Origin of the sequence: Oceanobacillus piezotolerans, assembly GCF_003665065.1 — a bacterium.
Lineage (GTDB): Bacteria > Bacillota > Bacilli > Bacillales > Amphibacillaceae > Oceanobacillus > Oceanobacillus piezotolerans.
In genome coordinates this window covers 133,636-156,854 of sequence record NZ_RCHR01000005.1, presented here as the reverse complement: position 1 = coordinate 156,854, position 23,219 = coordinate 133,636, and the positions used below count along the sequence as shown (strand labels likewise).

The window sequence follows — 23,219 nt, the reverse complement described above, 5'->3', positions numbered from 1 at the left end:
AGTTAAGTATCCGTATAAGGGGTAAGTCTTTAGTTTTTTAATCGTCTTTAACTTAGTATTCAACAATAATAATAACTATTGTAAGGTCAATTTTTCTCCGATATAATTTAGACAATTACAAGAAAGAATAGGAGAATGTGCCATTGAATCACGTTCATATACCATCAGCTAAAACGATTAATATTGCCTTGCTCGTCTCCATCATCGCTATATCGTTTTCTGCTATTTTCGTTAAATGGTCAGATGCACCTGCAACCATTTCCAGTATGTATCGAATGATATTTGCAGCGATCATCATGCTCCCGATTGTTTGGAAGAAGCGTGGAGAATTTCAGCATATGACAAAAAAGGATTGGAGATTGCTTTTATTTTCTGGCTCTTTCCTTGCCTTACACTTTGCCCTCTGGTTTGGCTCATTAAAGCTAACTACAGTGGCAAGCTCTACGATTATTCTGGCACTCCAGCCAATTATCGCCGTTATCGGGGGCTTCATTTTTTATAAAGAAAGAACTACAGCCTCCGCTGTCACAACCATGTTTATTGCTGTTATTGGCGTGATGATGATCGGATGGGGCGATCTTGCATTGAGCGGTCAGGCAATTTTAGGTGACATTCTTTCTTTTCTGAGTGTGATAGCTGTAGTCGGTTACCTCCTAATAGGCCAAAATGTTGTCAAAAAACTCTCTCACTGGATTTATAGTTTTACTGTTTTTCTCATTGCAGGCATCGTTCTTATTATCTATAACCTGTTGACAAATGTGCCGTTGACTGGCTATGACTCAAAAGAGTTCGGGATATTTTTCTTATTAGCAATTGTCCCTACCATCTCTCATGTCATTAATAACTGGTTATTAAACTATATTAATACAACAACAATATCCATGAGCATTCTAGGAGAACCAGTTGGTGCATCCACCCTGGCTTTTATCATGCTCGGTGAACAGTTAACAAGCTTGCAGGTTGCAGGAGGAGTTGTTGTTCTTGGTGGTGTATTCTTCTTCTTACTAAGACAGCAAAGACGACGCATTGCCACTGAAACTGTAATTGAAAGTGCTTAAGAGCCTAGGTCAAAAGTGTTTATCAAAAGAAAAATCCGAACGATACTTAGTGGAGAAATACCGTTCCGGAAATATACTTTGCTTTCCGCGGGCAACTTCACAGCCTCGGGCCAACAGGACGTTGGTCACAAAGGCGTTGCCCCAGGATGGGGCGATCCTAGCCTTTGAACCTCCCGCACTTCCTGCGGGGTCTTCGCTTGTTGCTTTTCCCGCAGGAGTCTACGTATATTTCCTCCACTAATTTGGTGCTTCGTTCGCCTTTTAGATTAAAACATTTAGTTATGTCCCATCCCCTTGTTTTTTTAGTAATTGATAAAGCTTAGGTACTTGCTCCTTCATCACTTTCTCCTCACTGCGCCATTCCATCAGCGGACCTACTCCACCATATTCAAAGGATGCGACCCAAGGAGTTGGCCATTTACCCTTTTCCATGTTAGAAATAACCCATTTTACTAACTCGAAATCATCCTCTGTCATTGGCATACTATCTCGTAATTTTCCTTTATAAGATTGAATTCCCGTCACATGTAACTCTTTTATTGCATGTACAGGCAGTTGATTAATGTAGTCATACACACTCATCTTCGTATACTTACAGGTCATTTGAGCGTGTGCAGTATCTAATAGCAATCCACAATTCGTTTCTTTTATGATGGCAGTAACGACATGAGGTTCGATAATCAATCGCTGCATGTTTCCATGAGGAATAAACACCACATTTTCTAAAATAACCTTGTCATTGCCAAATCTTGCGGTAACCTCGTTGATATCTTGAATCACATTTTCAATGATTGCATCCTTTAGCTCTGGGACGCCACTACCCGGATCGTAATGCGGATAATCCTTTGCAAATGCGACCATATGCATATTAATAAATGGCGTATTCGTTTCTTTAGCGAGCTTTTCGACTTTTCCCCAATCTACCTTATCTAACCTGTGATCTCCAGCGTTCACATCAAAATGGACGTAAACTTCCTTACTCTCCTTCGCACGATCTATCAGGTTTTCGTCAAAGTCTGGACACTTGAACATATCAATGGTAATTTTCCCTGTATCAACAAGCTTCTTCGCTTCTTCCGAATAATTCATCGCAAATTTCACTTCTGCACCTCCCCTGTCAGATGATTAAAAGAGACTTCTTTGGTAAGCTGTCTCGAAAGGCCTTTGACTAACTGCCCGTCCACCACTTTCCATTTATAACCACCTTAAATTTCCCACGATGGTGGTCATCAAATCCGTTAAAATGGATATTTTTCATGTTTTTCGATTCCTTTCATATATATCTAATAGGCTTCCTTTTGATGTATCCTGCTTTCTGCATTATTCTCTGAATCTAATGGAAAACCCTGCTTTTTTGTCTTATCAAGTGTAAACTTTTCACTAAATTTACATAAGGAGGGAACGTTTAATGAAAATCGCGGTTATTCATGGTTCGACTAGAATCAATGGAAATACCGAATATTTGACCTATCAGGCTGTCCCCAAGGAAAAAGGTACACATTTATATTTACGTGACTATAACATTAAACCAATTATCGATGAACGTCATACCGAGGAGGGATTCACGAAGGTTGATGACGATTTAAACGAGCTAATCGATAGAGTTCTAGAACACGATATCTTCCTTTTTTCTACCCCCATCTACTGGTATAGTATGTCTGGTCCGATGAAAACGTTTCTTGACAGGTGGTCACAAATTCTCAGAGACTCAGCTTATCCTGACTTCAGGGAGGATTTAAAAAAGAAAGTAGCGTATCTCATTGCAGTTGGTGGGGATACCCCAACAATAAAAGGCCTACCACTTGTTCAGCAATTCAATTACATTTGCCAGTTTTATAGTATGCCCTTTGGAGGTTATGTCATTGGAAAAGCGAGCAGGCCTGGAGATATAGTTCATGATAAACGCGCCTTACATCAAGCAAGCCTATTATTGGAAAAACATCTGCAGCAGGGTGAGTAATCATCCTGTTTTTTTATTAGTTAAAGTTACCCTTGTCTCGATTCTCAAACCATAATATGATAGATAGTAATTATTACCAGCATAATAGACAGATAAAAAAGGAGTAATCTATGAAGCAAACTAAACTTTTAATACTTTTTATTATTCTATTCATTTTCTTTATTCCTATGATTGGGCATGCAGATGAAGCGGAGCTTTATGAGGTTCATGCTCCAGTATTAAATGTAAGGGAAAAACCCGCTGCAGATTCAGAGGTTATTGGCGTCCTAACGAAAGGGAATCAACTACAAGGCTTTCAAGAGAAATATGGCTGGGTGCAAACATACTATGGTGGAAGTGAAGCCTGGGTTGCAAAGCATCATTTAATTTCACTAACACAAGATACTTCTGAAACGAATTATTCTGCCCATTCAGTTAATCAAGTTATAATCCAAGAGGCTAGCATGCACATAAGGTCTGGTCCCGGCACTGAATATAGAGTGGTCGCTTCCGCTTTTAATGGAGATTCGTTCGATATAATCGACAGGAATGGAGACTGGCTTCAAGTTTCATTGGGGAATGGGAATTCTGGATGGATTGCATCATGGTTAACAGATATAGCCACAAGCGAGAAAAAGCCATCTAATGATTCTAGTCTTACTTCTCTTAGTGATACATCCGTTAACCGAAATGGAGCACTTTCGGGGTATACCATCGTTGTCGATCCCGGGCATGGCGGAAATGATTCAGGAGCGATCGGAATTGGTGGGGTTTATGAAAAGAATATCGTAACTTCAACTGCTAATCGTGTCGTTCAAAGTCTTCAAAATGCCGGAGCTAATGTAATATTAACAAGATATGGCGACTACTATGTCTCCCTTGAAGAAAGAGTTCGAATAAGCAACAGCAATTATACAGATGCTTTTATCAGTATTCATTACAATGCATTTCCTTACTATTCTGTCCAAGGGATTAATACGTATTACTATGGTTCCGCAGGCAGGCTATTAGCTCAGAATGTACATGCTTCTGTTAATTCTTCGGTACCACTGAATAACAGAGGTATTCAGCAAGCAGACTACCATGTGATTCAAAATACATATGCTCCAGCAATTTTAATGGAATTAGGCTTTATAACAAATCCGTATGATTTATCCATTGTACAAACAACTGGTTATCAGCAAAATGTCGCAAACGCGATTACAACTGGACTTATAAACTTTTTTAATTAACCTACACACTCCCCCTCTTCAAGTACGAGGGGGAGTTTTTTTAAAATTTTAATACTTTACAAGAACTTTATCAATAAATGTATTGAATTGATGCCTCTATTTCTGTAAAATAATTATATTGTCTCAATATTTTTAACAACGACTTTAATGATGCAATTTTTGTCGAAAATGCTCCATTAAAGGCAGCGTGTACCGACATAATTTCCTTCCTTCTTCTTTATAGGATGAGAATTAATTTAAAGGAGGCTCTTAACAGTAATGATTACAAAAGAGAAGAGTATCAACACGAAGAATAAGCAGGTAAAAGATTATTTGGAAAATGTCTATCAAATTGTCATTTCCCGTAATGCCAATGAACCTGAATTCCACCAAGCAGTACAACTATTCCTTCATTCCCTCGCACCTGTCTTAGAGAAGTACCCAATTTATATGGAGAAACGAATTTTAGAACAATTAGTGGAGCCAGAACGCGTCATTTCCTTTCGCGTACCATGGGTAGACGATCAAGGTGTAACCCAAGTTAATCGGGGATTCCGAGTCCAGTTTAACAGCGCTATCGGTCCATATAAAGGCGGATTACGTTTTCATCCATCGGTTAATTTAAGCATCATTAAATTCTTAGGGTTTGAGCAAATATTTAAAAACTCCTTAACCGGCCAACCAATCGGCGGCGGAAAAGGTGGTTCTGATTTTAATCCGAAAGGGAAATCAGACAATGAAATAATGCGTTTTTGCCAAAGCTTTATGACGGAGTTAGCTAAACATATTGGACCAGATGTAGACGTCCCAGCTGGAGATATTGGGGTTGGCGCTAGAGAGATTGGTTATATGTATGGTCAATACAAGAAAATCCGCGGAGCTTTCGAAGCAGGCGTATTAACTGGAAAAGGCGTCCACTACGGCGGCAGCCTTGCTCGGACAGAAGCAACTGGTTATGGTACGATTTATTTTGTACAAGAAATGTTAAATAGTCGGGATTTAACGTTCGAAGATAAAACAGTTGTTGTATCCGGGTCCGGAAATGTTTCAATCTACGCGATGGAAAAAGCGATACAATTAGGTGCTAAAGTTGTTGCTTGCAGTGATTCCAATGGTTATGTTTACGATCCAAATGGAATTAACCTTGATACCGTGAAACAAATTAAAGAGGTAGAATACAATCGAATAAGTACTTATGTTGACAAACATCCAGAAGCTGTGTACAAAGACCATTGTTCTGGCATCTGGTCTATTCCTTGTGATATTGCATTACCATGTGCGACACAGAATGAGTTAGATGAAGAAGCGGCTAAAACTCTTATAGCCAATGGAGTGAAAGTGGTTGCGGAAGGTGCTAATATGCCATCAACAGCTGAAGCAATTGATATTTTCTTAAACAACGGTGTTTTGTATGGCCCTGCGAAGGCTGTAAATGCCGGTGGAGTTGCTGTATCGGCTTTAGAAATGGCTCAGAACAGTATGCGTTTATCATGGGATTTTGAAGAAGTGGATGGTAAACTGCATATCATTATGCAAGACATTTATAAGAGCTGTGTAGAAGCCGCAGATGAATTTGGCTACAGCGGAAACCTTGAGGTTGGTGCAAATATTGCTGGCTTTAGAAAAGTTGCTGATGCAATGATCAGCCAAGGCGTCGTGTAAAAATACGTTTAATTTCTATCGTTCCCGAGCTTTTTGAGCTGGGAGCGTTTTTTCTTTTACAAAGGTTTTATATAGAAGTGGTATTGTGAACCTTAGCTATTTCCCATTGATCTTTATCACATTTCATTTAAAGTTTAGCGAATCCAAATTGAACTTTAGCACCCCCTATTTAAGCACACAAAAAGGGACGCATACGCATCCCTCTCTAACTTAATACCGCTCTGTCATCCCCAAATTGTTCTCCTCTAATTCGTTTAAACTCATGGAGGAGATCTTCAACCGTTAACTTCTGCTTTTCTTCGCCATTTACATCAAAAATAATCTGACCTTTATCCATCATAACTAATCTCGTACCTAAATCCAATGCTTGCTGCATGTTATGGGTAACCATTAGTGTCGTGAGTCCTGACTCGCGAACAATCTTTTCTGTAAGCTGAGTAATAAGTTCAGCTCGAGATGGATCAAGTGCAGCAGTATGCTCATCAAGCAATAAGATGTTTGGTTCCGTAAAGGTAGACATTAACAAAGATAATGCCTGCCGTTCCCCACCTGAGAGCAGGCCAACCTTTGCGTTCAAACGTCCCTCTAATCCAAGATTTAATGTCGCTAAATTATCCTTGAACATTTGCTTCCGTTCTTTCGTGACACCAAGCTTTAATTTCCTTTTTCTATTTCGTGAATAAGCCATTGCCAAGTTCTCTTCGATCGTCATAGATGGCGCTGTACCTGCCATCGGATCTTGAAAGACGCGACCAATATATTTAGAGCGCTTATACTCTGGAAGGTGCACCACTTGGCTTTCTGCAATATAGACATCTCCAACATCGGGGATTAACGCACCTGAAATGACATTCATTAGCGTCGATTTCCCTGCACCATTACTGCCAATTACAGTTACAAATTCCCCCTCTTGCAACTCTAATTGGATGTTGTTGAGCGCCTTTTTCTCATCGGGAGTACCCTCATTAAAAGTAACAGAAATATCCTTTAGCTTAAGCATTGCTCTTCCCTCCCGCTCTAAGTTGGTTTCTTTTCTGTATTCGGCGATTCTTTTCTCTTCTACTTTGTAAAATTTTCGGTGTAACCAATGCAATGATTACAATAATAGCAGTTATTAGCTTCATATCTCCTGTTTCTAAAAAGTCTACGCGCAGAGCTAACGTAACGATAATACGATAGATGACAGCACCTAAAATAACAGCTAACGTTGCACGTACAATGGTTTTCGTCCCGAATAATGCCTCTCCGATTATAATAGATGCTAAGCCAATAACAATAAGACCCAGCCCCATATTAACATCAGCAAAACCGCCAAGCTGCGCAATTAAACCACCCGCCAGCGCTACAAATGCATTCGAAATACCAACACCAGCAATAATTAATGAATCTGTATTAGCTGAAAGGCTGCGAATCATCTTTTTATTGTCACCTATTGCTCTTAATGCTAAGCCTACTTCTGTCTTTAAGAAGAAATCCGTAAGAAGCTTTATTCCAATCGTAACGATAATCATCACTAGAAGGATGGACCATGTACCAGGTAACTGCTCCAGCCCAATAGAAGACAACAACCCATTAAATAATGAATCTATCCCAGTAGAGGCCCATAATGCTTCCAATTGTTCAAAAACAGTTGTTTCATTGAGTAAAGATAGGGTTGGCTGGCCCATAATTCGCAGATTAATAGAGTAAAGTGCCGTCATCATGAGAATTCCGGCTAATAATGAATTAATTTTACCCTTTGTATGGAGCACACCTGTCAAACATCCAGCGATAAAACCTGCAATTGCAGCAAAAATGGTGGCCATTAGTGGAGGTACACCACTTACTATGGAATACGCAGCCACAGATGCGCCCGTAACAAAGCTTCCTTCCACAGTTAAATCAGGGAAATCCAGTACACGAAAGGTTAAATATACACCTAATGCCATAATTGCATAGATAATTCCCGACTCAACTGCACCAAACATTGAAATAAACATTTTTTCCATCCTCTCGTGTTTTGTTCATGAAGTCTATGAAACCATAAAAGAGTCAGCAATTTTTACTGACTCTTTCCAGTCACTCTTATTTCGGTGTCTCAATAAATTGAGCTGCATCATCCCATTCTTCGTTCCACTCCACACCTTGCTCTTCAGCAGCTCCTTTATTGATAAACAACTGAATTTCTGGCGGGTATTCAGGAGCAATTTCACTCGGAGATTTCTCACCTGTGAGAATTTCTGCAGCCATTTCGCCTGTACGGTATCCGATTGTGTAATAATCTATTCCAAAGGTAGCAAATCCGCCTTTTTCTACGGAGTCCGGCTCTCCAACGATAAGTGGAATATCCTGATCGTTCGCCACACCAACTACACTATCTAAAGCAGATACAACTGTGTTATCTGTAATAATGTAAAATACGTCAGCTTCTCCAACTAAGGTGGTAGCAGCTTGTTGAACCTCTGCTGAATTCGCAACAGTACGTTCTACAACTGTTAACCCTAATTCTTCAGCAGCTGCTTTTACCTCTTCTACTTGTTTAACAGAGTTTTGCTCACCAGCATTGTAAACCATACCTACAGACCCATCTGGAAATTCAGCATCAATAAAGTCTACTGTTTCCTTAATCGCATCTGGGTGTAAGTCTGTTACTCCGGTAATATTTTCTCCTGCCTCCTCCATTGAAGGCACTAAACCTGCATCTACTGCATCTGTAACAGATGTGAATAGAATCGGAATGTCAGAGGTTGCTTGTAAAGCACCCAATGCACTAGGAGTAGAATTTGCAAAAATTAAGTCAACTCCATCTGCAACAAAGCCATCCGAAATTGGTTTTACATTATTTTGGTCATTTTGTGCACTTTGAAAATCATATTCTGCATTAACTCCCGCTTCCTCCAAAGCAGCTTGGAAACCTTCATAAGCTCGGTCTAACGACGGGTGTTCCACAATTTGCGTTGCACCAATCTTATAGGTTTCTCCTCCTTCAGAAGCTGTACTATCCTCTGCATTACTTCCTTCTTCATCGGAACCACAAGCAGCTAGAAAAGCAATCATACTAATTAACGCTAAAAATTGTAACATTCTCTTCATTTACGCTTCCCCCATTTACAGTGCTAAAGTTTCTAAATATTTAAACGTGATTATAGCATAGATTTAATATATCTTCTATACCTTTTTTCCTAATGGTATAAATTTTATGAATTTTTCTTTAGAGTGAATTAGTCCGCGTTCTCCCTTTCTCGGTTAATTGTAAACACAGATTTAACTTTTGTTTAAATTTTCTTTAAATTAAGTGTTGGATGTTATTTTTATGGTATATTACATTTGAATACCCCTTGCCGCCTTAACATTGCTGTTTTTGGCGGCCTTCTTTTTATTTTACACGGCAGGGTAGGTTATTTTGCTGACCTTGCCATTATATATCCAAGATAATATTTTCCTGTCGGCGTGAAGAAGTTTCATAAAATAGAAGGATAATACCCTCCTGCCACCATAGAAAAAAGCTGTTGAATAGAATATTCAACAGCTTCTTATCATTTGTTCATACTTGAAAAGAAATCACCAAGCGGATCTGCATCCTCCGTCTCTTCCTGTTCCTCGGGCTTATCAAAATCTAATATGTCAGTGTCCATCTCATCTAGATCTGACAAATCATTTAATGATGGAGCGGGTTCTTCGGAAACCGCCTCCTCTTGATACGATAAACTAAATTCCTGGTTATTTGTCAGGGAGGAAAACAGAGTGGTTGCTCGCATTGGATCTGTCAGCAATTCATATAGTATGGTTCCTATTAATGCTTCAGAATGCTCATGTTTCAACCAGCTTTTTTGTTCCTTTGTAAGCTTTCTTGGTAAAGGTATTGTCACCGTTTCCCGCTCTTTCGAATATGATTCATTTACACCTTTTAAAACAAAACTTGCAATAGTACTTGAAAAGTTCCGTCTCTCTGTTTCTTTTAGCCTCGATAACTGCTTCAATAAGTAGTCTGGCGTATCTGAGGGAACTCGAAAAGTAATGGATTGTCCTCTTTCTATGCCTTTCTTTGTCATCTACTCACCTTATTTTGCTTCAGACGCTTTTTCTTTTTTAACCGCATTCTCCGTTTTTCTAACAAAATCTAAGATTAGTTTATAGTAAGCATTCGCCATCATCCAGATACTTTCTTGTTCATCTTCAAAGAATTCTATATTAAAGCCATCTAACTTGTTATTTAATGCTTTGATATAATCCTTTAGGACCGCTGATCCTCCACCTACAAAATAACAAATTTCTGATTGAGAGTTCTTAGACCAGACATTGCGTAAGTAGCGATATTCCTTCTTCGCTAGTTCTAACAAGATGTGGTCGGTAATATCATGTACATTTGTTCTGCTTCCTTTTACCATAATGTGGTTTCTGTCATTATTACGGGTAATAATGTCCACCACGTCTCTACGGCTATCTAGTTCAACCCCATGACGGCTTCTTATTTCTTCTCTAATTTGTTCTAACGATTCCGACACACCTAAGTTAAAGCCCTGCGCTTTATCATCATCTACATTACGATTTCTAATAACAGCAATATCTGTTGATAACCCACCAATATCCTGGATAAGTATTTGCTTATCTATTAGATCCTTATTAATGACTTTTAAATCATTATCCATAATTAAGTTTACATAGGCTGCGAAACCTTCAGGATATACTTTTACTTCCTCAAATTTAATGTTTACTCGCTTACCTTGATATTTAGGAGTAACTAAGAATTCAACCTGGTGAACAGAACCAAGAAGCTGGGAACGATAGCCAACATCCTTTCCTTCTTTAACTTCTCTTAATGGTAATCCTGTTCCTAAAATATAGTTTGCATCGATAACATCACTTTTCTCTTTGAAATCAGAGTTAGTTACAGAATCTAGTGCTAATGCCGCAAAAAGCATGACAAGAGTTTGATCTTCCTCTGATTTGCTGCTGCCAGGATCTAATTCCTGAGAGTTGGTTGTCTTCGTTGCTAGATTCCCAACTCGGTAAATTACTCCATTTTCTTCTAAAGCAGGAGAGTGGACACGGATATGTATATTGTCCAATACATCTTTATTATCTAACTCTTCTATTCCTATTACTGGACGATCCTCTAAATCCGGAGCGATCACATTAGGTATATATAATTCATTTTCTAGTTTGCCGAAAATTCCTTTTAACGCATCATTACCGACATCAACTGCAGCTATTCTAGCTTTTGTCATTTTTAAATACTCCTCTCTTTTCTACCAATCTATCTACTATTATAGATTACTCTTTTTTCATAAAATATACAATGAGACTATTTTCGTATTCTTTTTTGTTTTCATGTACACTTCATAGCGTATTCTTTTTTGTTTTCTTATATACTTTTTGCAAACGCTATTAAATCAACTCGCGTACGCTTTTGTAATCATGTTTACTTTTTTGTAAACATTTGTATACAATTATGTATTCTTGTATTCACTTTTGTGTTCTTAAGATTTTCGTCCCCTCCCCAATCATCTTGTTTTAAAAATAAATAAATTTAAATAGCATCGCACCCTCTTATATGATATAAAGGCATCTGAAGTTCTGAGTTAAGATATTGCCTATCTATAAAATAAACGTGAAGTTTTGGGAAAATTGTTATTCTTAATAACTCTAATTTATTTATGTATGGTATGATATTATAAAAACAGGGAAAATTTACTAGGTATTTAGAATGTACTCTTAAAGATTAGTAATGGTAATTCAACAGTCCAAATCAAAGGAGGCGAGGTTAAAATGCTAAGGTTAAGAATCTTTATCATTGGGTTATTTATCCTGTCGGTATTTGTTGCATTTTCATCTGGCCCAATAGAGATAGAATTCGGAATGTATATAAACGCATTACTTATTTATCTACTATTTACCTTCCTCTATTCTCATTTAAATACTACATTCAAAAAAGGGAACCTAAATTTGGAATATAGTATCTCATATGGATTATCGATAGCTATGTTTACAGGTCCCTTAGGTGTCTTTATATATGAATTTATTAGTCGTTTTTATACATATTTTGAGCGGAAATACAGTGATACAGCAGACGAAGATGAATTTTTGCATACTTTTTATAACATAGGTGCATTTGCGTTAAATCATGCAATTGGTTTTTATCTATTTCACTATTTTAGTGGCTTGATGGGAGACAGTAGTTTTGCATATTGGCTGATTGTTGTCCTGATTGTCATTCTCCTGAATTTCTTATCTGACATTTATCTCAGTGTTGTATTCTATTCCATAGGAGATATCAAATCATTTAAAGATGTAATAGATTTTATGAAGACCAGAAGCTTCAATGACACGCTAAAAAAGGCGGTGTCGAATGGATTACTTTATGTCTTTTTGCTGGAGCAACAATGGAATCTGCTGCTCGCATTATTTGTACTAAACTACCTTGTAAGCCGATCTTTAATCGTAAAATCACAAAGTGCGAAACACAAGTTAGAGCGTGATCGCTACGAGCAGATGGCATATACAGATTTCCTATCCAAAGTACATAATAGAGCCTATATGAATAAGATTATGAACGAATATAATCATTCAGGAGAAAATATTGCTATTGTCGTGGGGGATATAGATTCGTTTAAGAGTATTAATGATACATATAATCATACTGTAGGAGACAGTGTGATCCAGCACTTCGCTGCCACTCTTAAAAGTAATTTACAAGAAAATGACTATATATTCCGAAGTGGCGGAGAGGAATTTACCTTGATTCTTACAGAACGAACGTTTAGAGAATGCATGGATCTCGTTGAAAGCTTAAAAGATATAGTGAAAAATAGCGAAGTAGAGGCCGAGTATCAAACAAAGAATGTAAAATTGCCTTACACAGCTTCTTTTGGGGTTTATTACTATAAAGCTACAGAGGATTTCCATATTAAAAACGCTTATTCTATGGCCGACGATCTTTTACTAAAAGCGAAAAAATTAGGCAAGAATAGAGTAAACGGAAAGAACGGGCTAATTGGGCTCCCTCTTTCTGCTCGTTATAATATGAAATAAAAAGAAACCTGGCGATCTTTTATATCCAGGTTTCTTTTTATTTATACAGCTTTCGTTTTTTTAATCTGTTTACTTCTTAATTGTCCGCATGCTGCATCAATATCGGCACCATTTTCCCAGCGTACGCCACAATTAATGCCCTGCTCTTTTAATGTTTCGAAAAAGATTTGAATCGATGTTGAATCACTTCGCTGATAATCGATATGCTCATCCACTGTATTGTAAGGAATTAGGTTGACGTAGGCTAAATGACGGTGATTATGAATTAATTTAGCTAGTTGCAGCGCCTCTTCCTTATGGTCGTTGACATCCCTCAGCATAATATACTCGTACGTAATTCGTCGATTTTTCTTCTCTAGATAATATTCGACAGACTTCATTAATTTTTCAATAGGAAATGCTTTATTTATCTTCATAATGCTAGTACGGAGCTCATTATTCGGTGCATGCAGCGAGATAGCTAGATTTACTTGAATGTCTGTATCAGCAAAATCATATATCTTATGCGCAAGCCCACTTGTAGATACTGTTATGTGTCTTGCACCGATATTTAGCCCTTTGTCATCATTCACAACGTATAGGAATTTCATTAGATTATCATAGTTATCCAAAGGTTCTCCAATACCCATTACAACAATATGGCTAACCCTTTCATCTTTACCCATGGCATCTAAATGCTTCTGCACGTTCATAATTTGCTCTACGATTTCTCCACTAGTTAGATCACGACTCTTTCTTAATAACCCACTCGCACAGAAGGAACAGCCAATATTACAGCCTACTTGTGTGGTTACACATACAGAGAGTCCGTAATGAAATCGCATTAAGACTGTTTCTATCAGGTTTCCATCCTCTAGCTTAAATAGAAATTTAATCGTCCCATCCTTTGATTCTTGTCTAATTTCCTCATCAAGGGTGTGCAGGACGAAGTTTTCTGTTAATAGTTCAATGGTATCCTTGTTTACATTCTTCATTTCTTCAAAGCTTCCGATACGCTTTTTATAAAGCCAATTCCATACCTGCTCAGCTCTAAACCGTTTTTGCCCGTGTTCCATTAACCAATCTTGCAATTGGTCGTACGTTAACCCATATATGGATGTTTTACTCATTATCCGTTTAACCTCATTTCGATTCTTTTCATTCTATCCTACATCATACGATAATTAAGTATGATGTTGCAAATGGAAACTTGTGGCTGGTGGCCACTTTTCATACTCTATATTATAAAAACATTGCTTAATTCTTCATTCCGGACTGTATTTCATATGGATGGAATATATTTTTAACGGGAGACTATATTTTTTCGTGGACGAATTGTATTTCTAGTTTGCGGACTGTATTTTTCACAGCTTTAGACGTTTACCTTCGTTAGTGACTTCCATCTTTTGAGAGGCTAGTCGGCCAGCGAACTAGCCTTTATTCACGCTTTAATGTTAACACATTAATTTCCGGTGTATTAAACAAACGAAAATCTAAAAAGGAAAAGGCATCACTGCTACCGAGACCTGTACTTACGTATTGCTTTGTCCCCTCGTACTCCCATAACCCCTTCACGCGGTCATTAGGAGGAAACAAACCAGCTCGCTTATGCCAAGGCTCAGGTATAAACAAAGCCCCTACAATCGGTAGACGAATTTGTCCACCATGATAATGGCCTGCTATAATCAGATCCATATTTCTCCACTCTAAATCCGGATGACTTTTAATGGAATCTATACGATTATCGGGGACAGGATAATGATTTAATCCAACCAGCACATCCGAGTCACTCATTTGGTTAAAAGCTTGCATCATTTCTTTCCATAAAAATTCTTGGTGTTGAAGAAAAGCCTCTTCCCTCGCATATTCAGGGTTGACCACACCCGGCACACGTCCAATATAGTCTGGATTAGATATAATAGATAGATCTAGATTAGTAAAGTAGAGTTCCCTATCTCCAACTGTTAAGCTATCCATAGACTCTAGCAAGGAAACCCCTCTTTCTTCCATCCCTTTAATAAACTCACTTTTTTCTATCCTTTTGCCAATGCTATAACTCTCTGGATCTGTATTTCCCGGGACGAACCAGGCAAATTCCTTGTTATTGATTCCCTCAATTAACGCATAGAAAGAAGTGTAATTCTTACTTTCTGTGTCGTCTAACATATCGCCTGTAAAAACAATGACATCATATTCAAGCTGATTAATTGCTTTGATTAGCTTTGTTTGCCCCTTACCAAATTCCTTCTCATGCATATCTGAAATTTGAAGGATACGTATCCCTTCTAACTCAGGTGGAAGGTTGTCTATTTCGATTTCCTCTTCAACGATAATAAATCTATTATTATCCCAGATCGTATAGACAACCACCATTATTAATAAAAGTAGGACTACAAACCAAAGCTTTTTCATCATAAACTCGCTCTCCAATACATTTTATCCCTCGACCTTAAGAAACCGTGAAGTTGCTCCTAAAGTATAGAATCTTGCCCTACTTTTGCTAGAAGTTGCTCTACCAGCCTTGATAGTAGTCCTAACAGCAGAAAAATTTACTCCTTCTTTCTGTAAAGTCGCTCCTTAGTAGTATTTCTTACTCCTAAACTGCACTACATACCGGTTAAAATACTTTTATTATATATACGAATCGATTCTCTTATTCCTTACTGTTCGAGAGAATGAATTGATTATCTCAATCTGATTATTTACTAACATGCAAAATCCTGGAGGAAGCTGATTGATGCTTACGTATGGTGTTAGCGATTCATCAGCTACCTCCATGTCTTCATTCATATGGGCTTCAAACCATCTTGTATCAAGCTGCTTTTCTATAAAAGGCAGTGTCAGTAATGCCTCCATTTTTGTACAAAACGCAAATTGATTTGGATTAGCATGATAATACAGCATTCTATTTCCTGATACATCTCTAGCTCCAAAAAGACTTTGCTCTCTCTCATCCCAAATCATAAAAGCATATTCACCGGCAAGCCGAATAACCATATCCTTTTTCCATTTTTGATATGCTTGTAAAAGCAGCAGATTTCCAGACGGCTCTTCAGATCGATCAAAATCTAACTTGATAGACAATTCATCGAGATTATCAATACTAGAGTCAGCTGCAATAACCAATTTATATCCATCAGAGTCATGTAACACGGACTCTGTACTATTATCGCTCCATCCAAGGAAAACAGGGCCTTCCTGCCAAAGCATGGCATTTACTAAGTTATTGCTCGTCTTTTTCATCATTTCAAATGCAGTATTACCTGGGACGGGGTCTTGATTAAAATGATAGATTCCGGCAATAAATGTCATCGCTCCGCTCCTTCTATATTTACTGTAATCATTAAAGAACATTAGTTTTTAAAACATAAAAGATATACTATTGTATTGCTTCCAACTGATGGCGTAACAAATGGCTAAATACTCCTTTCTTTTCTACAGAGAGCTTAGCAAATGCACCTTCTTGAATGATTCTCCCCTCTTCTAGTACAACCACCTTATCTGCATTTTTAATCGTAGATAGGCGGTGTGCAATGACGATAATGGTCATTCTCCCTTTCAGTCGCTCTAATGCACCTTGGATTTTTGCCTCATTTTCTGTATCTAATGCACTTGTCGCTTCATCCAATACAAGGATGGAAGGATTACGTAGGATTGCACGAGCCAACACCAGCCGCTGGCGCTCCCCCCCAGATAACTTTACTCCCCTATCGCCAATGACAGTATCGAGTCCGTTCGGAAGCTTCTGGACAAATTCCGCTGCTGAGGAAAACTCTAAGGCTTCCCATATCTCCCCTTCTGTTGCCTTTCCGTTCACTAATTCCAGGTTTTCTCTAACGGTCGTATTAAACAAAAATGGATCTTGCGGCACATAGCTAATCGCTCTTCTTAAAGAAGTGAGCTGATCGCTTCTTAAAGGCCTTCCATCTATCAGTACTTGCCCTTTCTCGGGTTTATTTAGTCCCATTAAGATATCGATTAACGTACTCTTTCCCGCGCCAGACCTGCCTACAAACGCGGTCATCTGATTTGCTGGAATAGTAAGATCAATAGATTCTAAGGCATATTGCGTTTGACTATTATATCGAAAAAAGACATTTTCACACTGGATCTGATAGTTGACTTGAAGCGCATGCTTATTTTCGCTGCCGATTTCAAACTCCGCCGATTGCCTACATTCGTTTTGTAAGGAAATCACAGCCTTAAATGAAGGTATGGTGGTCGCAATCTGCTCCATCGATGCCTGTATCCCAGCAACTGTCGGCCAAAGCCTAGAAAAAATGGCGATAATCAATAAAAGCTGTGCTGCCTGCGCCTGAAATAGCATAAGTGCAAAATAGATAAAGGCGGCAATTAAAACAGCGGACGCAATTTTATAATAGAGCTGTGAGGTAGATTTTAACCTCGTATACTCTACTTGTTCCGCTTCCATTTTTTCAGTAACCGATTCAAACCATTCTATTCTCGAGGCTTCTAATGTATTACTCTTAATATCCTTAATTCCGTTTACTTGATCCGTAATGCCACCTAGATATTCTCTTCCCAGCTCATAATTACGGCTACCTAGTGCTAGTGAACGCTTGAGGAACTTACGATTAAAGAAAATAAGGACTAACCCACATAGAAGCACAAAGGTCGTAATACTTGGCGAAAGTACAAAGGCAAGTGTAATTTGGATGAAAGAAAATCCAAGTGATGCAATAAACTGCAGGACGGAATAGGCTCCAGCACTGGAACGAGCTATCTCTCCTGTAAGAATATTAATTAAATCTGACTTTCTATGCTTGATAAAAAAAGACCAGTTGGCATGTAGTAAGGAACGATACGTTTCCACACGCATATAACGCAGGAAACCTTGCTGAATAGACGTATTTTTTACGGTTAATTGGCGCTTAACGATATTCTGTCCGACCACAAGAAATACATAAAATATAAGAATAATAGGAAGACCTACTGAGGCCGGAATATTTTCCATAAAGCTAAATACTTGAAGGAGAGGAATCGTATCTATTCCTAAATCAATGACTCCACTCATGCTGATTAACGGCACTAGTAATAGAATGGCCACCCCTTCTAGTAAACCAATGCTAGCCATGGCAGTTAAATTGATATAGATAATCTTTCCTGAATAGGAGTGAATTTGCTTTAAAAAATAGAGAATGGATTTCATTTCGTAATCCTCCTAGGATACAGCTGGTTTTCTTGTTTTTCTGTATAGCCATAAAAATGGACGTAATGGGAAGTAGAGAAAATGAATTGCCTTTGGCAATGGCAATGTGTCTCTATCTTCTGGGTATGGATATAAAAAGCTTAGGATAAAAATCAGTTTCTGCTGCAGGCTCATAACCGCAAACAAATACTGTCTATGATAGTGTGATACCTCTTCTGGTACAGGGTCGGTGTGAAGATTGACCATTCTTTCGAAATAAAAAACAGCTCTCTGTGCTAATTTTTTTGCAGAAGCTGTTCGGATAAAATTTTGTATGTTTGAGTTTATTGTGAACTGGAAAAGATTCGTTGCTAATAGGATTCCTTGTCCCAATGCGCGGTGACAGTCATATTTTACTAAAAGATGATTAACTTGCTTCCAGTCTATTTCTTGGTGTATCAACTCTTGGATATCCGCTAACCAGCGAAGACGCGACCAGCCATGGCGAGAACCATGCATGATTAAGAATAGTAATAAATCTTCTTTTCCTAATAGATAGACAGGATAGCTAGTAAGCTCACTAACAGACTTTCGCTGCCACAATTCTTTAAAGGCTGGCTCTTTTGAAGGACCTGGGTTTAGTCGCCAATGAAGTTCTACCTTTGTGCCTTGATCTGGATGAATAAAGGTAACATGATGATGACGCCATTTCCAGTCGTTTAACACCGTTTTAATGTAATCATCTTTCTCATAGCCTAATTCCTTCAGTAACTTCTCTGCGCGGTCAAGTTTCTGAATCGGAATCAAGAAATCTAGATCACTTGAAGTTCTAAGGGAGATATCCCCATACAAATAATGAGCAAGTGCAGGTCCTTTTAATAAAAGAAGCGGGATCTTTTGCTCCGAAAAAGCCTTGCTTAATTGTTCTGTTACCGCACTAAGCCTTAACATTTGAAAGGTATTTCTTTTGTATTGATTAGCAAAGAATTGGAGCACTCCACTTGGTACAGTGCTTTCCTTCTGCTGTTTTAGCTTTAGGTATAGAACTGGGAATAAACGATGATGTAGGGCAAGGTCATTCAAATTGTTCCAATCTATTCCTTCATAGGGAATTTGTTTCTCTCCCCTTAATAGTGCTAATATAACGTTTAACTCTTTTGGAATCGCTGTTAGGTTTAATGTGTTCATGTTTTTCCCCTTACCTTATACATTTCTGGCAAAAATACTAACGACCGTAAACCGCTCTCTACCTGCTGCACCAGTCACATAAAAAGGTCCACTTCTCAGCCATGCATGGGCAATTAGCTTTCCATTTTCGTCCTTTGCCGTCCCTAAATAAAGCGTGCTTTCAATTTTTCTCTTTTCTAGCATTTTCAATGCTGCGATTGCTTTAACAAGGCATTCACTTTCCCAGAATGTATACTTGCTCATGGTATGAATTGCTTGAGAGATTTCTGCCAATGTTTTTCGGTGTGCGGACTCGACATGCGTTGACGTTTCTATCATGTTTTCCCCGAGGGTTGGGGCGACTTTTGAAAATGGGAATAGCTTAAGAATGCGAGCCCAGGCTAAATATATATAGGATTCTAATAAGAGCATTTTTATTCGATTATCCATCATTAATAAAAGTTTTATTTTTCGCATGAGGCTCTATCCTTTCTATGCATTTTCTATTTTAATTAGTCCCTCAGCAAGCAACTGTTCAAGGAAGGCCGTTACCTGTTCCGTACATTCTTCCTTACTAACGTCATATTGTGTTTGCAGGTATTCCACAATTTCTTCCATACCCTTAGGCTGCTTTATCTGGTCCCAAATCTCCCCACCAATTTCGCCCAAATTGTAGTATTTTCCGTTTTGGATACTTAACATGACTTTTTCCCCGTCCATATCGCTGACGATATTGCCCTCTACTTGACTATATACCTGAAGCAAGGAAAGACTATTATTCATATCACTTTCTCCTCCTTTTGAACATTCATTAATATAAGATCCACCAATTCATAGGCCGTAAAATGAGACTCTGGCCTTCTTATTTGAAAGAAATCAAGTTTATTGACCATTTTTGCGGATGTATTAAAGTGCCACTCCATTATTCCGAAGCGTTGGATTAGGAAATTGCGGTATGTATGTGTGAATATCTTGTGTAGTCGCTCTAAATCCTGGATAGGCATAATTTCTGTTTGTCCGCTTTCTTTTTTTGTTAATTCAATAACACCTGCTAGAGGCATTGGACGAGAGATAAATTGAGACTTTACTGGAACCGCGAACTTCGTCTCACGTTCAATAATGGGCCGTAGTTTCTGTGATTCCATTCCAAAATGATTTAAACTCTCTTGCCATAGTTTTTGCTGAGGATACGAAGGTGTAACAATTGGGATCTCTCTTTCATTGAGTGTTAGGGCAATGACATCATCACTTAGTAATTGGTATCCACGTTTTAAAAATGCAGACGCAAGTGTGGACTTTCCTGCACCGGAATCTCCAACAATGGCATATGCTTTGCCGTTAATAGCAATTGCGCTGCCGTGGAGCGGGAGTATGTTGCGTTGCATGAGTATTGCACCCATACATGTTCCTAAAAGATAAAGCCGTATTTGATCATCATGTGTATTAGGATATGGCGACACTGAGATGGTATTGCCATTTTCAATTTTGAAAATAGCTACTTCAGGGACTTGGAATAAACAAAGTTTTTCAGATACATAGAAATAACGGTTTGGCTCAGAAAATTGTGCCCATTGCTTGGTTAGATCTTGTTTTATGATGGTGATGTCTGGTGTGGTCTTATTTGTTAAATATAGTTCTGGTAAATCATATATACTTGATATATTTAGACCAAAGGCTGTATACATCTTGATATCTTTATCTTTCATTATTCTCCCTCTTTTTTAACAAGAGTCCTTATATAAAATAAGGACTCTCTAATTAGCTAGCTGAAATTATGCCTTTAACTCTGCAACTCGCATTTGATCTACCATTATGAGTTTCGTGCTTTCCATCAGAAACATCAAAGCAATCTGCATTGGCATTACCAGGACCATTCATGGTCATACTTACATCTAAGATCTCTAATTTAGGTCTGTTCCAAGTCCTTTTCACCTCTCTCCACCCCTCCCTTCACTAAAGTCGTTTCAAAAATCGGTATACGATTAAACTTCTAGTTAGTATTTTAAATTCATTCGTAAAAAGAATTTCATCTTTAGGGTTCTTACCAATGAAGGTTATAGCATCCTTTATTGTTTTTTCTTTTATGAATTCTTTCATCCATGAATGATTGGATAACTCCTCTAATTCTTTCATAAAATTATTCCACTCTGGTTTCATTCGATGGATAACATCCGCCCCTTGAATTCCTCGAATATGGTGATTTAACCTAACTTTCTCTGGCAGAATTCCTTTTGTAGACCTTCGAATAATGGATCTTGCCAATCCATCGGTTACAAACTGTTCCTCGGGCAACGCAAGACAAAAGCGAATAACATTAATATCATTCGTTGGATCTCGTTCCCAAACCCCGTAACGTAAAGAAAGCTTAGTTCCTGCCACTCCACTTTTATTCCAAACAAATAGTTTTTTGAAATATTCTTTACGATATTCTGTCATATCACTTGGATTCGTTATGGAGCTAAGGCCATACGCTTCTAGCTTCTCAAATACTTTTGTCTTCTGGGCAAACATAGGATTAATGAAAGTTGGAAATGAGTTTTCTGTTTGCTCCTTTTTATGAAACAAGCCGGAGAATGCTCTTTTAGCTACAAATGGCAGCATTACAGATTTGCCAGTATAAAAGTTATAGCAATATCTATCAAGTTCATGAATTAGTTTAATTAATCGTATCTTTTTCATTAATTCAGCATAGTAATTGAAGGTTAAGGTCATTGATCCCCATGATATTGTATGGTTTCCTCTAGCACCATTCAGGAGTATTTTTATCCCTTTTTTATTTGCTTCCTCAAAAATTCCTTTTAACCAAAAGGCGTTTTCAAAGAACTTATATGGCATTTCCATCATATCCATGAAAGAGTCAATTTCATTAACTGGGCTTTTTCCCTTAAAATCCAGATAATTGTCAGAGATATTTCCAGCGAAGTTTACCGTTTCTTTAATATATGGCTTCTCATTGGCTAGATAATAATTTGGTGTAAAATCCACAAAATCTTCTTCTGGAATATAACTATATGTGTGTAATAGTTTATTCTCCTTCTTTAGCTCCCTAGAAGCAAAACTGACTACTGAACCAGAATCTAGTCCTCCACTAAGGTGGGAGCCAACTTCCCCATGTGTTCGAAGCCTTGTTTGTACAGCTCTTTGAAAGACCTCCCGAAAAGCTTCTTCATACTCCTCATTGGAATTCAGCTTTAATGGTTTCTTTATTTCAATTGTGCAATACCTAGAAAGAGATACCTTACCATCTTTAATCGTAATACTATGTGAGGGAGGAACTTGATAGATATTCCTATAAACCGTTGATTGCATATCCACCGCTTCAACCATAGTTGGAATTGCTAAATATTCAGCAAGCCATTCTTCATTTAGTTTTTTTTCAACATATGGTAACCGCAATAAGGATTCAATAATGGTTGAAAAGGCAAAATAGGACTGATTATGGTGATAGTATAGAGTTCTTGCTCCAGAGAAATCCCTTGCTCCGAATAGATGCTTATTTTTTTCGTCCCAGATCATAAAAGCAAAATCACCTTGGAAGTATTTGGGTGCTTGCTTTCCCCATTTATAGTAAGCTAGTAAGATGAGTTTACTGTCTGGAATTGTCTTTTGTTCTGATTTACAAATTTGTAATTGCTGAAAAAGTTCTTCTCGATTATCAATGATAGCGTCAGATATGATGGCAAGCTGTCTTTGATAATCGTAATATGGAAGCTTTTCACCAATAGATTCTGTTGTGATCCATTGGTTGTGGCAGGATAAGAAAATATTGTCTTGATAGAAAGTATTTATAGATTCAAAAGGAAATTGATTTAATGCTTCCATAAATGTATTGCAAACTAGACTTTGTGCTATACTCCCGGAATGCATAATTCCCTGAATTGCACTCATAACATCTCCACCTGCGTTCTTAATAACGACATTAACTGCTATAAAACAAGTATGTTAAAATTAATATGTTCTTTATAAAGAACTATATAGGATAAATTTACTGTTTTTCAAATATAAAGTCAACCTATATTCGAAACCTTTCTATCGGTTGATAT

21 protein-coding genes are annotated in these 23,219 nt (G+C 37.9%); 5 read left to right on the top strand and 16 right to left on the bottom strand.

Going from position 1 to position 23,219, the window contains the following annotated elements; all coding sequences use genetic code 11:
- Nucleotides 1-158: 158 nt before the first annotated feature.
- Nucleotides 159-1,058, top strand: a complete 900-nt coding sequence (locus tag D8M04_RS14660) for a DMT family transporter (RefSeq protein ID WP_121524315.1) — start codon at nt 159-161, stop codon at nt 1,056-1,058.
- A 279-nt stretch (nt 1,059-1,337) separates the two neighbouring features.
- Here the strand turns inward: D8M04_RS14660 and D8M04_RS14655 are convergent, their stop codons facing one another.
- Nucleotides 1,338-2,159 (bottom strand): multinuclear nonheme iron-dependent oxidase, encoded by an 822-nt coding sequence (locus tag D8M04_RS14655; protein WP_121524158.1) that lies wholly within the window; start codon nt 2,157-2,159, stop codon nt 1,338-1,340.
- Nucleotides 2,160-2,466: 307 nt separating this feature from the next.
- On the opposite strand from D8M04_RS14655, the gene D8M04_RS14650 reads away from it, so the two are divergent.
- The 3 genes from D8M04_RS14650 (at nt 2,467) to gdhA (ending at nt 5,870) form a co-directional block, all read left to right on the top strand.
- Nucleotides 2,467-3,018 (top strand): flavodoxin family protein, encoded by a 552-nt coding sequence (locus D8M04_RS14650; RefSeq protein ID WP_121524157.1) that lies wholly within the window; start codon nt 2,467-2,469, stop codon nt 3,016-3,018.
- Between the two features lie 110 nt (nt 3,019-3,128).
- Nucleotides 3,129-4,229, top strand: coding sequence for an N-acetylmuramoyl-L-alanine amidase family protein (locus tag D8M04_RS14645; RefSeq protein WP_121524156.1), 1,101 nt, complete (start codon nt 3,129-3,131; stop codon nt 4,227-4,229).
- A 258-nt stretch (nt 4,230-4,487) separates the two neighbouring features.
- Nucleotides 4,488-5,870: an NADP-specific glutamate dehydrogenase gene (gene gdhA / locus D8M04_RS14640; protein WP_187695458.1), complete on the top strand. Its 1,383-nt coding sequence runs from the start codon at nt 4,488-4,490 to the stop codon at nt 5,868-5,870.
- Nucleotides 5,871-6,075: 205 nt separating this feature from the next.
- On the opposite strand, the gene D8M04_RS14635 is transcribed toward gdhA, so the two are convergent.
- The 5 genes from D8M04_RS14635 to D8M04_RS14615 form a co-directional block, all read right to left on the bottom strand.
- Entirely contained in the window at nt 6,076-6,870 is a 795-nt protein-coding gene (locus D8M04_RS14635; RefSeq protein WP_121524155.1) for an ABC transporter ATP-binding protein, read from the bottom strand.
- Nucleotides 6,863-7,849, bottom strand: coding sequence for an ABC transporter permease (locus D8M04_RS14630; RefSeq protein ID WP_121524154.1), 987 nt, complete (start codon nt 7,847-7,849; stop codon nt 6,863-6,865). The genes D8M04_RS14635 and D8M04_RS14630 overlap by 8 nt, the downstream gene beginning before the upstream one ends.
- Before the next feature lie 85 nt (nt 7,850-7,934).
- The gene (locus D8M04_RS14625; RefSeq protein WP_121524153.1) at nt 7,935-8,942 is read right to left on the bottom strand and encodes an ABC transporter substrate-binding protein; all 1,008 of its coding nucleotides are present in this window, start codon (nt 8,940-8,942) and stop codon (nt 7,935-7,937) included.
- Nucleotides 8,943-9,385: 443 nt separating this feature from the next.
- Nucleotides 9,386-9,901: a hypothetical protein gene (locus D8M04_RS14620; RefSeq protein WP_121524152.1), complete on the bottom strand. Its 516-nt coding sequence runs from the start codon at nt 9,899-9,901 to the stop codon at nt 9,386-9,388.
- Nucleotides 9,902-9,910: 9 nt separating this feature from the next.
- Nucleotides 9,911-11,077 carry a ParM/StbA family protein gene (locus D8M04_RS14615; RefSeq protein ID WP_121524151.1) on the bottom strand — a complete coding sequence of 389 codons (1,167 nt, stop codon included), beginning with the start codon at nt 11,075-11,077 and terminating at the stop codon, nt 9,911-9,913.
- Nucleotides 11,078-11,618: 541 nt separating this feature from the next.
- Between D8M04_RS14615 and D8M04_RS14610 the strand changes: the two genes are divergently transcribed.
- The gene (locus D8M04_RS14610) at nt 11,619-12,881 is read left to right on the top strand and encodes a GGDEF domain-containing protein (RefSeq protein WP_121524150.1); all 1,263 of its coding nucleotides are present in this window, start codon (nt 11,619-11,621) and stop codon (nt 12,879-12,881) included.
- Between the two features lie 41 nt (nt 12,882-12,922).
- On the opposite strand, the gene rlmN is transcribed toward D8M04_RS14610, so the two are convergent.
- The 10 genes from rlmN to D8M04_RS14560 all read right to left on the bottom strand — a co-directional run bounded on the left by rlmN (nt 12,923) and on the right by D8M04_RS14560 (nt 23,064).
- Nucleotides 12,923-13,990, bottom strand: coding sequence for a dual-specificity RNA methyltransferase RlmN (rlmN, locus tag D8M04_RS14605; RefSeq protein WP_121524149.1), 1,068 nt, complete (start codon nt 13,988-13,990; stop codon nt 12,923-12,925).
- Between the two features lie 307 nt (nt 13,991-14,297).
- The gene (locus D8M04_RS14600) at nt 14,298-15,275 is read right to left on the bottom strand and encodes a metallophosphoesterase (protein WP_121524148.1); all 978 of its coding nucleotides are present in this window, start codon (nt 15,273-15,275) and stop codon (nt 14,298-14,300) included.
- A 216-nt stretch (nt 15,276-15,491) separates the two neighbouring features.
- Nucleotides 15,492-16,172, bottom strand: a complete 681-nt coding sequence (locus D8M04_RS14595) for a hypothetical protein (protein ID WP_158595139.1) — start codon at nt 16,170-16,172, stop codon at nt 15,492-15,494.
- A 67-nt stretch (nt 16,173-16,239) separates the two neighbouring features.
- Nucleotides 16,240-18,030 carry an ABC transporter ATP-binding protein gene (locus D8M04_RS14590; protein WP_121524146.1) on the bottom strand — a complete coding sequence of 597 codons (1,791 nt, stop codon included), beginning with the start codon at nt 18,028-18,030 and terminating at the stop codon, nt 16,240-16,242.
- Between the two features lie 12 nt (nt 18,031-18,042).
- Nucleotides 18,043-19,197, bottom strand: coding sequence for a nucleotidyltransferase domain-containing protein (locus tag D8M04_RS14585; protein WP_121524145.1), 1,155 nt, complete (start codon nt 19,195-19,197; stop codon nt 18,043-18,045).
- 15 nt (nt 19,198-19,212) lie between these two features.
- On the bottom strand, nt 19,213-19,653 hold the full coding sequence (locus D8M04_RS14580) for a lasso peptide biosynthesis B2 protein (RefSeq protein WP_121524144.1): 441 nt from the start codon (nt 19,651-19,653) through the stop codon (nt 19,213-19,215).
- 15 nt (nt 19,654-19,668) lie between these two features.
- The gene (locus D8M04_RS14575; RefSeq protein ID WP_121524143.1) at nt 19,669-19,959 is read right to left on the bottom strand and encodes a lasso peptide biosynthesis PqqD family chaperone; all 291 of its coding nucleotides are present in this window, start codon (nt 19,957-19,959) and stop codon (nt 19,669-19,671) included.
- Entirely contained in the window at nt 19,956-20,882 is a 927-nt protein-coding gene (locus D8M04_RS14570) for an HPr kinase/phosphorylase (RefSeq protein ID WP_121524142.1), read from the bottom strand. The genes D8M04_RS14575 and D8M04_RS14570 overlap by 4 nt, the downstream gene beginning before the upstream one ends.
- Nucleotides 20,883-20,934: 52 nt before the next feature.
- Complete coding sequence (locus tag D8M04_RS20590) at nt 20,935-21,108, bottom strand: paeninodin family lasso peptide (RefSeq protein WP_121524141.1); 174 nt, start codon at nt 21,106-21,108, stop codon at nt 20,935-20,937.
- Nucleotides 21,109-21,129: 21 nt separating this feature from the next.
- Complete coding sequence (locus D8M04_RS14560; RefSeq protein ID WP_121524140.1) at nt 21,130-23,064, bottom strand: asparagine synthase-related protein; 1,935 nt, start codon at nt 23,062-23,064, stop codon at nt 21,130-21,132.
- Nucleotides 23,065-23,219: the final 155 nt, after the last annotated feature.